Annotated in this window: 13 protein-coding genes; all 13 read right to left on the bottom strand. The window is 55.9% G+C overall.

Features of this window, described 5'->3' with window-relative positions; genetic code table 11:
- Positions 1-45: 45 nt before the first annotated feature.
- Positions 46-1,113: a bacteriochlorophyllide d C-20 methyltransferase BchU gene (gene bchU, locus EKD05_RS08335; RefSeq protein ID WP_205703894.1), complete on the bottom strand. Its 1,068-nt coding sequence runs from the start codon at positions 1,111-1,113 to the stop codon at positions 46-48.
- Positions 1,114-1,126: 13 nt separating this feature from the next.
- The gene (locus tag EKD05_RS08330; RefSeq protein ID WP_129671973.1) at positions 1,127-1,630 is read right to left on the bottom strand and encodes a hypothetical protein; all 504 of its coding nucleotides are present in this window, start codon (positions 1,628-1,630) and stop codon (positions 1,127-1,129) included.
- Between the two features lie 64 nt (positions 1,631-1,694).
- Complete coding sequence (locus tag EKD05_RS08325; protein WP_240695688.1) at positions 1,695-2,441, bottom strand: lipase; 747 nt, start codon at positions 2,439-2,441, stop codon at positions 1,695-1,697.
- 106 nt (positions 2,442-2,547) lie between these two features.
- A complete protein-coding gene (locus EKD05_RS08320) occupies positions 2,548-3,384 on the bottom strand; it encodes a hypothetical protein (protein WP_129671972.1) in 837 nt (278 codons plus the stop codon).
- 41 nt (positions 3,385-3,425) lie between these two features.
- A complete protein-coding gene (locus EKD05_RS08315; RefSeq protein WP_129671971.1) occupies positions 3,426-4,310 on the bottom strand; it encodes a hypothetical protein in 885 nt (294 codons plus the stop codon).
- A 76-nt stretch (positions 4,311-4,386) separates the two neighbouring features.
- The gene (locus EKD05_RS08310) at positions 4,387-5,394 is read right to left on the bottom strand and encodes an alpha/beta fold hydrolase (RefSeq protein ID WP_129671970.1); all 1,008 of its coding nucleotides are present in this window, start codon (positions 5,392-5,394) and stop codon (positions 4,387-4,389) included.
- Positions 5,395-5,419: 25 nt separating this feature from the next.
- Complete coding sequence (locus EKD05_RS08305) at positions 5,420-6,529, bottom strand: ArsA-related P-loop ATPase (protein ID WP_129671969.1); 1,110 nt, start codon at positions 6,527-6,529, stop codon at positions 5,420-5,422.
- Between the two features lie 2 nt (positions 6,530-6,531).
- On the bottom strand, positions 6,532-7,776 hold the full coding sequence (locus EKD05_RS08300; protein ID WP_129671968.1) for an ArsA family ATPase: 1,245 nt from the start codon (positions 7,774-7,776) through the stop codon (positions 6,532-6,534).
- Between the two features lie 159 nt (positions 7,777-7,935).
- Positions 7,936-9,435, bottom strand: a complete 1,500-nt coding sequence (locus EKD05_RS08295; protein WP_129671967.1) for a hypothetical protein — start codon at positions 9,433-9,435, stop codon at positions 7,936-7,938.
- Between the two features lie 66 nt (positions 9,436-9,501).
- Positions 9,502-10,758, bottom strand: a complete 1,257-nt coding sequence (locus EKD05_RS08290; RefSeq protein WP_129671966.1) for a hypothetical protein — start codon at positions 10,756-10,758, stop codon at positions 9,502-9,504.
- Between the two features lie 81 nt (positions 10,759-10,839).
- Entirely contained in the window at positions 10,840-11,082 is a 243-nt protein-coding gene (locus EKD05_RS08285) for a bacteriochlorophyll c-binding family protein (protein ID WP_097650419.1), read from the bottom strand.
- A 126-nt stretch (positions 11,083-11,208) separates the two neighbouring features.
- On the bottom strand, positions 11,209-12,408 hold the full coding sequence (locus EKD05_RS08280) for an ArsA family ATPase (RefSeq protein WP_129671965.1): 1,200 nt from the start codon (positions 12,406-12,408) through the stop codon (positions 11,209-11,211).
- Between the two features lie 493 nt (positions 12,409-12,901).
- Positions 12,902-13,855, bottom strand: a complete 954-nt coding sequence (locus tag EKD05_RS08275) for a hypothetical protein (RefSeq protein WP_129671964.1) — start codon at positions 13,853-13,855, stop codon at positions 12,902-12,904.
- Positions 13,856-13,892 lie beyond the last annotated feature (37 nt).

Here is a 13,892-nt window from a genome sequence, read left to right as displayed (position 1 = left end):
GTTAACACTCAGATATGGTCGCTTGCCCACACTACGCGTACACAATCAGACTTTCACCGCCTGATAGAGCACATGATCATACCCTTCGGCGAACGTCACCTCATCAAACCCGATCTCCCGCAGCAATTCGGGATAGATGGCGTGATCTTTGAATTCGAGTACCGAGAAGTTCATCCCAATCCCACACAGATAATGGGTGAGATAGTCATAATTTGGTTTGCTGCGGTCACTGATAATCATATCAAGGACGAGCACGCGCCCACCCGGCTCCAGGGCTTCATACGCCTTCTGTAGCAGCATCGTGCAGAATTGGCGATTCATTGGGTAGAGAATACGCGCAAAGAGCACCGCATCAGCTTTGGGATAGGGGTCGCGATACATATCGATCGCAATCGGGTTAATTCGCCCTGCAACCCCCCGCACCTCGGCATTCTCACGCACCAGATCAAGCGCACTCGGCAAGTTGATCAGGGTCACCTGCAACTCGGGGTATTTGGCACACAGCGATGCCGCAATATCGCCAATGCCACCGCCAACATCTGTGAGTCGCTCAACCCCGTTCAAGTTGGCTTGATCGCGCAAGAACTTCTGCACAAAGTGGATATTGCTACGATGGATTGTTTCATAAAAGACACTATCTTCGCGAGTACGAGGCGGATGGGGCACATGACTGGTAAAATCCATCTTGCCACGGGTCACATCGGCCAGGCTAGAATAGTAGGTCTGGATCAAGTCAGTCATATAGCTGACAAAGGGCAGCATCGTCATGTTGCGATGTTGCTCGGGGGTCGTAAAGAACTGCTCGGCAAATGGGGTAAGCGCCCAGATCCCTTCGTGCAGGTGCGTCAGGCCGATCTGTTCCATGGTGATCAGCAACCGCTCAAGACGCATCGGGACACTGCCAGTTGCGTTTGCCAGCGTCTCAACCTCCTGAGGCCCACTCGCCATAGCCTCGAACAAATCAAGATCGTACGCCGCTTTGATCACAAAGAAGTCAACGGTGCCTTTGAAGACCATCTCATAGGCCCGTTCCATAGAACAGTAGAGTTCAGCATCATCGCTCATGCAGCGACAATTCGGAAAACAACGAAACTGTGCCTCCGCACTGGTCATGTCTGTGGTCTTTCTACTCACTTAACGGTCTCGAACTTTCGACCCGCTCTTCACTGATGCGGTTGAGCAGTGGCTGGGCAAAGATAGGAATATAACTGAGCCACCAACTAATATAGCCAACCCAGGCAAACGCCCGATGGATGGATCGCCGCCTGGGATCACTCCCAAGTTGTGGCCCCCAACGATGACCCGTGATCATCGCACCAACCATGCCAATGGTTGGGAGTGGGCCGGTAATCATAAAATAGATCTTCAGCCACCGGGGCTGATGCTGCCCCCCAAAATCCTCTTCGCGAAAGAGTCTTCCAATTCCCACGATGGCAACCATCGCGTTCATCACCCAGTCAAGCACGTGTGCGAGATTCGCCAATCGTGTGCGTTGTGCGGCGCGCTCGGCTTGATGCTCCTGTGCTTCAAGTCGACAGAGCCGGAGTACGGCGGTATAACATACGAGTGAGATACCACTGACCAGGGCCATTGCATACAGAATTTGTCGGTCACTTAGCCTTTTGAACATGCAATTGTATTATAGTACAAAACGAGCAAGTCCTGGTCAATATTTTTGACCAGTTCTTGCGACCCTACCCATGCGCAAGACCGCTCAGCAGTGCTGGTTGGCTACGAGGCACCGTCTCATCAAGACTACTGCCTTCCCACCAGGCCAGCACGACATCGCGTGCGCCATACCATGTCCGTGGGGCATTGTAGGGTGCGTGGCGCACCCCTTCAAGCACCAAGTTATCGGCTCCGTCAAGATAACAGGCATGGGTAGGAATAATGCCATCACCAAGCTGGTTACCATCGCCAAACGAGACGTCATACGAGCGGAAGGCAAGAATCTCTTCGGGTGTCCCCAGACGTTTGCCCTGCACACTCCGCCCAACCACCGAGGTATAACGAATATGTGGATAGTAAGCCCCCGGATAGCGACCATTGACCATTCCGGCAAATTCTTGAACCCAGACCTCATACGTCGTGTGGGCGGTTCCCAACGTCGTCAAGGTTGCCACGTGGCGTTGACCATTGTAGACCACCCCATGGTACGGCTGGTCACCAAGATACGCCCGCGCAACGCGACCACCGGCACTATGTCCAATCAGGTCAATCTGCTCGGCACCTGTCTCGTGCAACGCCAGTTCAACCGTACGGGCCACAACATTCAGGATCGGCGTAAAATCGGGATCACGCAACGCTGCCCACTGGGTTCGTCCAAAATCAGTAATATAGACAATGCGATTGTAAGAGGGCTGAGCCAGAATCCGGGCAAACCCCAGATAGTCCCCTGGCGATGAAAGCCACCCGCCTACAATAACAATTGGTCTATGCATACTCTTCTCTCCTCAAGCTATGCAACCCAAGGGCTACACGGTAGAGTGGGGGCCTGTGGCCCCCAATTGCATTGCACAGCGCCCATTTCCATTCCTTCAAGCGAACTCATCGCCGCTTCTTGTTCTTGTCAGATGGACTTGGCGCGGCACTGTCCGATGCATCGGCTGGCTTATCACTAGCAGCAGGTGGCGGTGGGCCATCACTTGCTTCAGGGGCCGCTTTGGCCTCAGGGGTTGCTTTGGCCTCAGGGGCTACCGAAGCTTTGTTTTGCCCATTGCCATTGGCCATATTGACCTTGATACGGCGCACCGTCGGCGCACTACTGGCCGAACTATCACCAGGCAGATTTTCAATCACGGTATCGACCGCTTCACGGCCAATACGCACCAATTCATCCGTCTGGAAGCGTGTCCAATAGCTATAGAAATTCCAGACATCCGTCAGGGTCGCCCGAAATTCACGAGTAAATTGCTCAAGCCCCTGAGGTGGCAGCGACCCTCGTAGATAGGTACGGACGCCATAGCCAATCGGTTGAACATAGCCTTCGAGATTGTACGAGGAACCATTGCCATTGCCGCTTCCATTGCCATTGGTACGTGGAGCCGGCGGGGGTGGCGTGTTCGGCTTCCACGAGCCTTCAATCGCAAAACGCGGTGGTGTCTCTGCATTGTTAGCCGTTGACGCCTCGCCTGAAGAAGGCGGCGTATAGGTCGCCTGGGTAGACGGCGTATAAGTCGCCTCAGGCGGCGTATAAGTCGCCTGGGTAGACGGCGTATAGGTCGCTTGAGGTGGCGTGTAGCTGAACGACTGACGAGCAGGTGGCGAATAACTGGACTGTGTGCTCACGCTACTTGCCGAACCATAGCTTGTTGGCTCGCTATCAAGGTTCAAGAACTTGCGTAACCACTCCGGCATCCAGCTGTACGAATTTGAACTGGACATATGCCTGTCCTCTCAATCATAAGCGCGGTGTTCCGCGCACATTACCCCAGCGCCAGGAGCCGCCGTTTCGGTTGCATATGGGGGGCGAAGCAGAAATCAATAATTCGACCAAGGTCATCACCAGGGTAGCGTCGGTCAAGCGTGATGATCGAGTCAAGCACGTACGCGAGTTGATCAGGTTGCACCTGAGGGCCGCAGCGTACCAGATTGCCAATCAGCTTGCGGCGCAATTCGAGGCTATAGCGCAATGTCGTCGCGGCCAATTTCCCCAAGATAGCATCGCGCAAATCGAGGTCTTCAGTAAAACGCTTCAACCAGCGTTCAAGACCAAAGCGCTCGCTCTTATCAAGGTAAAAATTGACCAGATCAGACAAGCCCGTATCACTCGTCAACTCCATAAGCTCATCCCAGCGTTTATGAAACGGCTGACGGCTAAAAGCACTCAGGGCGGCAAGTTGACTGACCAGATTGCTTGCCGTATAGTACGGTTCACGCTCAAATGTCCGCTCAAGGTCAGCCTCGCGCTCGGCCATCAGCGACACAGCCTCGCGGACAACACCATCAGAAGCATCATACCCACCGCGGCGGAGGTGCATCTCGTGAGCCAGTTCGTGGAGCGCAATGCCAACCGTACCATCTTCGTCCCAGCGACCGAGGCTCACAAACGAACCACTGCGTGGCGAAAAACTGCCACTATCTGTCCAGGGGCCACCTGGCTTGCCGCTATCAAGCGCCTCAAAGGTGAGTCTCTCATTGAGAATATCACTTGCCAGATCAGCCCCCCACATGGCACCGGCAAAGCGCCGCACCTTGCGGGCCATCTGTGCAGGCCGATAGCGGTACTCGCCCACCATCAACACCTGATCGCCGGCTTGCTCCATAGTGATCACGGCTTGCTGACCATTTGCTCGAAGCAGTAGCTGCATATGACTTCCTCGTTGGCACTTTCCAGTTTCTGAGACACCTCAGCCGAACTGAGATGCCGTGAGTTGCAATCCAAAACTACTCGCGCACACCCCGCAAAAAGAGGCGTTGGATCTGAATAACCTGTTCGGGCAGTTCAAAAAGGATCAAGTGCCCACAACGTGGCACCTCGAGATACTGTCCATTGGGGGCGAGTTGCATCAGCTTACGCCCCCCCTGGGGACGCATAATCGGATCACCTGAACCTGCCACGAGCAACGTAGGATGCTGAACCCGAGCCATCTGCGCGGCGACCGCTTCGAGGATCTCACGTCGGGCCAATTCCTGAGCCGAGACACGCACCGCCGCAGGATCACAGCAGCGGAGACTCAGCGTCGCCAGCTTGACATCACTCACCGGGGCGGTATTCTTTGACAGCACGACGAGCGCATAGACATAAGGAATCCACCAGAGGCCACGACGCTCGATCGGGCGCAGCACCGTATTAAAGACAGTGTCGAGCATGCCGGGGATCAGGGCCGAGGCTACACGATTATAAGGAATCAGACTAAAATTAAAGAAGGTGAGCGAACGCACCCGATCAGGATTCGCATCGGCATAGTGAAGAGCCACGAACGCCCCGAGCGAGAAAGCCGACACATGGTGGGGCGGCAACTGCAGTGCCTCACCGAGGGCACGCAGGTCATTGCTAAACCCGGCGACCGTATAATCACGGCGCGGATCGGTATCGGAAAAGCCATGACCCTTGAGATCATAGCAAATCACCCGATAGCCAACCGAAGCCAAGGGGTCAATAATATGATGCCACCAGTACGAAGAGCAATCCCAGCCGTGAATGAGCACCAGCGGTTCGCCATCACGTGGCCCGACATCCATATAATGGTGCACAACCCCATTCAACTCAACAAAGTTGGCCCGACTCATCAGATATTCTTCGGCTTCGAGGCGGCGACGCTCGCGGGCGCTCAACTTACCTGCGAGTTTCGTTGCGACCTCTTCCCGATAGGTGCTATATTTTGCCGTTGGCGCGGTGGGAATCCCTGTGCCCAACCTTGTTACTGACTGGCTCGTCTCTTCGTTCAGCATCGCTACTTCTCCAGAGGGCAAACGCTCACTCAACCCAAAGCCGGAGCACTTCATCGGTATCGACCTTGGCACGCAAACGGCCACCACTCGCAATGCCAGGCAGCAGCACGTGGCGGCGCAACTGGCCAAGGCGAACCACAACTTCTTCGCTTGCCAGCGCAATATCCAACTCTTTCGAGTCGAGGAAGGGGATATGCAACTTCACCTCGCGATCGCCTGCGGATTCACGGGGCGACTTTGCGGGGTCAAAGACTTCGCCATCATGATAGAGTGCGGCCCCACGCAGGGCCCAATCATCACCATTAGCAGGGCTTGAAACGAGCGGATGGATACGCAAATGTGGGCGCGCCTTGCTTGTCTCGGGTGAAAATTCGAGGCGCGTCGCATCACTGACCGTCGAGGGTTCGCCTGAAACGAGCAGTTCATCACTTGCGAGCCCATAGAGACCGAGGGCCGTCAGCATCGTACGGGTAGGAGGGAGCACCAATTCATCACTCGTTGCCACCAAGCGTACGCGGGTACCAGTCGCGGCATCAAGGCGAGAGCGTTGCACTTCAAGTTCAACGCGCAGATCCTGGAGGGGCGCGACGGCATTGGGGCCAAGCAGAGCGGCAGGGATAAACGCCGCCTCTTGGGAGGTACGCGAACGTCCCGCACCACGGTCAAGCCCAAAGATCAGGCGGGTCAGCCAGCGCAACACATCGGGCAGCGTCATCGCCCGCACGAGGCCTTCGGGAGAAGGACCATCGAGCACCACCAGATCAAAGCGCCCGGTCTGACGGGCTTTTTCCGCAATCAGCAACCCTGCGATCGCATCCATACCGGGGAACGAAGGCAGTTCTTCGGGGCCAAGCTCGCGCAATTTCGCTGCGGGACCACTGCGCAACGACGGACGGACATCGTCCCAGCGTGCTCCGAGCTCACTGAGGGCATTGATTTCCAGTGCAGCCAGATTCGCTTCCAACTCCATCGGACGTGATCCCAGGCTCTGACCAAGCAACGAACCGAGCACATGCCCCGGCCCAACCGAAGCAAGCAGGACACGCTGCCCACGACGAGCTGCATGGCAGGCCGAGGCGATAGCGGCAGTACTCTGCAAGATCTGGCTAAAGCCGGAGAAGATCAATAACTTCATGATTATGCTGCCTCAACCCGCAACTTATCGGGTTCTTCTTCAATGGGGAGACCAGCCTCATCACCGGTACCCTCGCAGAACTCCAAACGCAGCACACCCTCTTCATAACGATGGTTCCCCATGGTACATGAATAGAGGATGCGCGGCAACGCAATCGTACGTTGCACACGGCCGATCGATACAGCGAGATCCGGCCCACTACGCACCAAATCAACCGCTTCTTCCTCATTGATAAACGGCAGTTTCATACAGAGGTCATACCGTCCCGGCTCACCCTCTTCACTCCACTGCTCAAGCCAGATCGGGCGCTCATCAAAGAGCAGCGCCCCTGGATCGTGCTCACCAAACGTGGCCCGCCCGATAGCTTCAAGGGCTGGCATACCAATCGGCTCACCCTCTTGCAAAACGGTACGGAAGATAGGGGTGGGCATAAAGCTATCATCAATATCTTGCAGATAGCCTCGCTGGAGGCTCACCCAATAATCAAAATAGGGGCCAAGGTCAGCGCGAAGGGGCAAAATCTTATTGACCATAATCGCGTCAACCATCAAGCCATAGAGATTCAAGAATGTATAGGCCCGGCGGGTCTCAAGGAGGGGCAACTTCTCGGGATTGAGCACCAGGCGCACCGAAATCTCAGGACTCAACAAGAAATTCGCGAGCTTATCCATCCGTTCCAGCAACGACCCGACCTCATTGAAGAAACGGTCATCGGGGAGATCGCGTTTAAAGGGGCGCGCAAAATTCGCCAGGCCCCGATAGACCCGAAAGAACTTCTTACCGGCATCGCCACCGATAATCATCTCGGGATAGGCCAAGAGGCGCAGGGTATTGCCTGTTGGAGCCGTATCGAGCACGATCGCATCCCAGCGCCCACTCTCAGCCTCAGTCATCATCCGCTGGAGGGCAAGGATCTCATCGAGGCCAGGTTGATTCGCCAGTTCCGCTGCGGTCGAGCGATCAATGCCCCGATTCGAATAGGTTGAGGCCACAAACTGTTGAAAGCCCCCCAGATTATGGCGCCACTCATAAATCGTATCTATCTCCAGGCCATAGAGTCGGGGTGCAATCGCCGTTGGGCGATCGCGGCTAATCTCAGTACCAAGCGCATCGGCCAGCGAGTGCGCCGGATCACTAGAGAGAACGAGCGTACGCCGTCCGGTGCGAGCCAACAAGGTAGCCGTAGCCGCTGAGATGGTGGTTTTACCGGTTCCACCTTTGCCTGAATAGATAATGACGCGCGTCATAGTGTCTCTTTGCTGGCAGAAGAGCTATGGTAGATCACCACAAACTTCTGCTCTGGTGCTTTTCCGGGGCACACACCCCAGACGCCTGCCTTCATCGTTGACACCTCGTGCCAACGAGCACAAGCGGTGAGGCCTGACCTCACCACCTGGCTTGCTTGCTCATTCATCCTCGGCATGATGGACGCCATTGCCATTATAACTAATGACGCGTGGACCCGCAGATTCAACCGTCTCTTGTGCATGGAGCACCCGTTCAGGGCGACCAACAGCAATACGGCGCACAGGTGCAGCGCGATTAGGGTCAAGCGTTGGCGAAAGATCAGCAGCAGGCTGAACCGGTTCAGCCTGAGCAGACTCCTCGCGGGCGACTGGTTGAGGGGCAGTCTCAATCCGACGCACGCTAATCGAGCGCTTAACCGGATCGGGGCGTTGCGGATCGAGGCGATCGGCCTCCATTGACGGTGGCGGTGTACGAGGTTGCGCAACCGTTGGAGGAGGCGACATTTTCGCCTCGGGTGCAACCTGCTGAGTAGAAGGAGGCGCACGACGAACAGCAGCACGAACCTGAATACGCTTCGACTGTTGCTGGTCAGCCTGTTCATCCTCGAGCGGCTCGGCGAAACGAACAGCCGCACGCACCACTGGCGCGACCGGCGCAAACGGCCCGCCCTCAGACTCTTGCTGAGAAGCGGCATAATAGAGGCCCCGCATCGCATTGCGACGGACACGCGGATCCTGGAGACCGCTCACCATTTCATTTGCCCCACCCACAGCCTCGGTCGCACGACGGAGGCCACGGGCCAGCTTACGAGGTGCTTCAAGCACCAGACGCAGCGAGCGACTGACCTCATACATACTCGGCTGTTCAGGCAAATTGGGCAACGGACCAATAGGGCCAGTCGAAGAGAGCGGCGAGATGCCACTGCCAGCGGGAGCACCGCCACGCTGACTTTCATACGCGGCAATCAGATTACCAGGCGTCGTCGGAGGAACCAGTTCACGCTGTTCTTCCCCAGCGCTACCGACCTGCCACCAGCGTTTGCGGGTCTGCGTTGCCTCGGGAAGAGGCTCAGCGACAGGGGGCGGGGCCGGTTCAGGTGCCGTAAAGAATGGTTGAAGGGGCTCGTGCTCAACGCCAGGGAAGGCCTCAACAAACGCAGCGACCAATTCTTCGCCGCCAACACTGGCAATAATCTGATCACCGATCAACTCGACCATGCGTGCAAAGATCGTCACATCATCGGTCGGCATATAATCGAGCGTATTGATCACCAAGCGTTCACCGCTGCCAGGATCCTCAACGGAGCCATTGACCGCGATACGGCGTTTGCGGGGGGCAACCGCAGGCAAACGGAACGCAAGCGTCACGCGGCCGTGCCACGGATCCCAAGTTTCAGCCTCAACGACATCGACATCCTTCCACTCGAAGCTATCAACGGTATCGTTAAAAAAGCCACGAGCCCAGGTAATCACCCGACGTTCGGTAAGGGCCACAAAATCGGAGAGGGCCAGGCCACCAACACGTCGGCGGCGCTCGTCCAACAGCACACCATCGAAGAGGGCGAGGAGAATCTCGCCCTCCTCGAGCAGCCCACGGTAGCGCAATTCATCAGCGCTAGCCGCGTTCACATTGATGCCGAGATACGGGCGAGTGCTCATAGTCGCTCCCTATCTAGTCTAAATAAGCTACTAAGCGACCATCATCAACCGGTCGCACCGAGTCCATTATGGGCGGCGGTCTTCGGGCGGGATAGCGCGATCTTCCAAACCGGCGTCACCTGAGCCACTCATAGCCGGGGTACGATGACCCTGACCAAACGTACGGGCTGTCGGCGAGGAACTACTACGACGGCGCAAAGGAATCTCGCGATGATCAGGCGCAGCGGCAACTGATGGAGTGCGGTCGGCAAGCGACTGACGGCGTTCCACCACCGGTTGCACGGCTTGAACCGTCTCAACAGGCGGTTCAGCAACAGGAACAACAGCATCAAGAGGAGACGTATTGCGACGACGCAACGGGATCTCATGATAATCATTCGGCGGTGATGGTGGCACTGCAGCCGCAGGAAGATCCGGTTCAGGTTGCACCTGAGCCTGCCATGCCTCAGCGGCAAAGTCAGCAGCGGTTGCCATAGGAGACGGCGGAGCAGCCTGGGCATTATTATTGCGATTAAGGAACGCCATTGCCATCTGCTGGGCCGTCGGGCTACTTGACACCGTATGCACAAGATCATTAACTGCGCGGATCGTCTCGGTCAACTCACGTAAACTATTACCATTCAGATCAAACGGGAGCGGCAAATCAGCTTCACGAATTGAACGGCGAAGGGTATCCCAGGCCGAACGAGCGAGGCGACCAGCCGCATAAATCTGACCTGGCGGCAAGCTCGCGGGATCGTGGGCAAACGCAGGTGTAGGGCTCAGAGTCGGCTGAACAACCGCCGCACCGGGCCAGCGATAGGGAGTCTCATTGGGCCGCAACCCATCCACGTGCCCATAGATCTGTTCACTCAAGACCGCCATAATTTCAGGCCCAGCCTCACGCGCATCGACCCCATGGTCAGCAAGTTCACGTGCGGCAGTACTGGCTGCACGCATCAACACCAAAGCAGCCTGCAGATTCACTAGGGGCAACAGGGCCAGCGTAAACTGCTGTTCTTCCTCATCAGGTGCCGCAAACGTCATGGTAATTTGCGCGTGGAGCGGATCGAGCCCCACACCTTCAACAGACGTCAGTTCAGCGAGCGGAAACGCGCAGCAGAGATGCTGTCCATAATCGCGTGCCCACAGAATCACGCGCAGGCTCGTCAACAGACAATAATCATGCAAGGTTGGCCCACTGAGTCGCTGCCCATTGGCATCAAGGATGACCCCATCGAACGCCACGAGGATCTGCTCATCGGGTTCGACAAGATGCATCGCCTCAAGCTCAGCGAGATGGGCGGGAACTACGGTATGGCTATGATAGAGTAAACTGATCATGAGGAAGGCCTGTAGCCGATAGTCCGTAGGCCGCGACCTGTGAAGCACACAGATCGTGGACTACGGACTACGGACAACGTGCTACCGGTTGAAGCGCGACCGAATGCGTTTCGGGCGGAAGCCTGCATCCGGAGCGGTGAACGTACCCTCGCCGCTACCGCTGCGAGAGATACCGGGGTAGGCGTTGCGGTTGATATTCTCGACCGCTGCCGACGTGGCCTGGAGTGCATTCGACACCCACTGCCAGTGACCCTGGAACATGATGTCGCCGATTTGCGCAACTTGCGCTGACGACTCTGAGAACCAGCCTCGTGTGACGGCCATCCGTACACCTCCTGTAACCTAAACGAACACCCTGATTTATTAGGCTTCGGGGCAAACACCCCGATTAACCCCATTGTGAAGTAGCCTTGCAGGCTCACGCCGATGATATCAGACGTTACACCTGACTTAGCTAGGAACACCATTCGCTGCATAGAAAGGAACGATCAACCAGTCCCCTTCCATCTCAGCCTGACCTGCCTCCTGGCCTCCGAGGCTCGTTGGCAAGGTCATAATCCGCCGGAAGTCCCCGATCTGAATGACCAACTCATCGCCGTTCTGGAAGAGATCCAGCTGACTCACATCAGCGAACGGCAACTTAATCTTGACCCGATACGAATTATCAGGCAATTTACTGATATCCATTGGTGCTTCATTATAGAGCACCGCACTCGGATCGGTATCACCATAGATATCACGGCCCATCGCACGCAACTTCTCGAGACCGACTACCTCCTCGGGGTAGTAGGGCACGTGACGAATGGGCAGGGGTGCGAACGAATGCTCGACATCCTGGAGATAGCGTTGCTGGACATCTTTCCAGTGGTTGAGGTACCCACTATCCTCATTGACCGGCAAAATCTTATTCACCACGACCGTATCAACGGTCATCCCATACATCGAGAGGTAGGTCAGAGCGCGCTGGCTCTCTTTAATGACCATCTTCTCAGGATTCATCACCAGACGCACCGATGTTTCGAGCGGATTAGCTAAGGTAGCAGTGACACCTTCCAGTTGCTGGAAAATATCATCCACTGCCTCATAGACCTCAGCGGGAGCGACCATTTTGCTGAGACCAGGTGTCACCTTGCTCATCGGACGAAGAAGCGGCTTGATCAGAAACTTCTCAGCACCACGCAACATCCCGATAGCCCACTTGAACGTCTCGGGAGCCGAGAGCAGGCGAAGGGTTTCGCCAGTGGGAGCACAGTCGATCACAAGGAGGTCATAGTCACCTTTATCCTTGTGTTTCTTGATGCGAATGAGTGGAAAAGCCTCGTCCATACCGGGGAGGATACTCATCTCATCAGCCAGAATACCCTCGACACCTTGCTCAGCCATCAACTGTGAAAAGTGCTCGCGCACGATACCCCAGTTTGACTCGATGTCGTGATAAATGCTCACTTCGAGTGCGTCGAGTGTTGGCGTTAGACGCACAGGATCGGGGCCAAGGGGGCCTTCAAGATCCAATGAGTCAGCAAGGCTATGGGCCGGGTCGGTACTCATCACGAGGGTGCGAAGGCCCATGTCGGCGGCCCGCAACGCTGTTGCTGCGGCGACACTTGTCTTGCCGACACCGCCTTTGCCCGTAAAGATGAGGGTTCGCATCGGTACCTTTCCAGGAGCGGGCTGCTCTGCTTATCCATTAACAGGCGGGCGAAAACATTCGGGGTAGACCATCCAGTGGTGGGCATTTTTGCTTAAATGCTAAAAACTTTGATGCCCTTTACATCTCGACTATCGCTCGGATATGCGGCAATAGTACCATGAATGTCTTGGAGTGTCAATAAAAATGACTCATATGCACCAAAGGTAAGCGATGGTTGTCGTGTGGCTACAGAGAGGAAAAATGACAACTTTTCGGTGGAAACAGGCTTTTTCAGGATCTGAAGGGCCTGTTTCTGGCCTGATCGCTTGCAAGATAATGCTTACCTGTTGCTCCACCAGACTGATGATTGCTATCCCGTGGATATCATAGCACTAGTTGTATGATTTGCAACACAAGGAGTACCACTTTCAGGGAGAGAATCTCTATACACAAGCTGGATTTTTCACAAGCATCGGGCCAGGATCTGGCAATTCTTGTTAACCAGACACCTGACTACCGACGCAACAACGGGACAAAGAGGCGCGAGGCAGCTGGGGTCGATGGCAACAAGGCGTTGTCAAGGGCAACGGAGTGGAGGCGAGCATTGGCCCCGGCAGCGCTGGTATTGTCACCGAGAAAGATGAGGTTAGACTGGTAATAGATCAGGCGAAGCGGGTTTTCGATCGAGAGCACTGGCTCGTACCGACGCAGCGAACCAGTCAAGATGGTAGTTGCATCCACAATGAGGCGATAATGATCGCCCTGGACGACGAGGGTATAGGTGAAAGGGCGGAGCGTCGGCGTAAAAGCGACCGTTTCGCCTCGGGTAAAGAGCGGACCAGGATCACGCATGCCGTCATTCTGGGTCCAGATCTGATCCTCCCAGAACGCCAACTCGACCCCCCAGCTCTCATTATCTAAGATGAGCAGACTAAACCCGGCCCGATCCAGACTGGCGTGTGTCTCGGCGAGCAATTCAACGGTCATAGTGAGCGTATAGCCCACCGTCCTGGTCAGGATCTGTGGCTCGGCAAGGAAGCCAATGTAACCGGCATAATCGGCGAGTTGGGTGAGGCTGCGCATCGTCGTGCCACCTGCTTCGTAAAGCGTATCGGTGGCAAGCGGAGGCTGGCGGGTTAGCGCCTGATAACTAAAAAAACCCTGATCGTCTGGTTTTTCGCCTTCGCGGGTACCATCATAGAGGATTTGCCATGGTGAAGGTGGAGGGCTCATCTGTTGTGAAAGGGCAACCGTGGTAAGTGAGGGAAAGATAGTGGGCCTCACGGTCGGGGTACCAGGGGCAGGTTGCGGCAGGCGAACCGAGGGTAGAAGTGATTCAGGCAGAGCAGCGGATTGCTCTGGGGGCACGACAAGGTGAATCCGATTCATCTGCGCATAGGCAAGTGTGGCCGCAAAGATGATGAGGAACAGGAGCCCCAGAGCAAGCAAGGCGATCAATCGTTGCATACGCGATCCTTTCGGCATGACCAATGGATGCGGCCAC

This window comes from Candidatus Chloroploca sp. Khr17 (assembly GCF_004138165.1).
Classification (GTDB): Bacteria; Chloroflexota; Chloroflexia; order Chloroflexales; family Chloroflexaceae; genus Chloroploca.
This window is presented reverse-complemented; position numbering and strand designations above follow the sequence as displayed.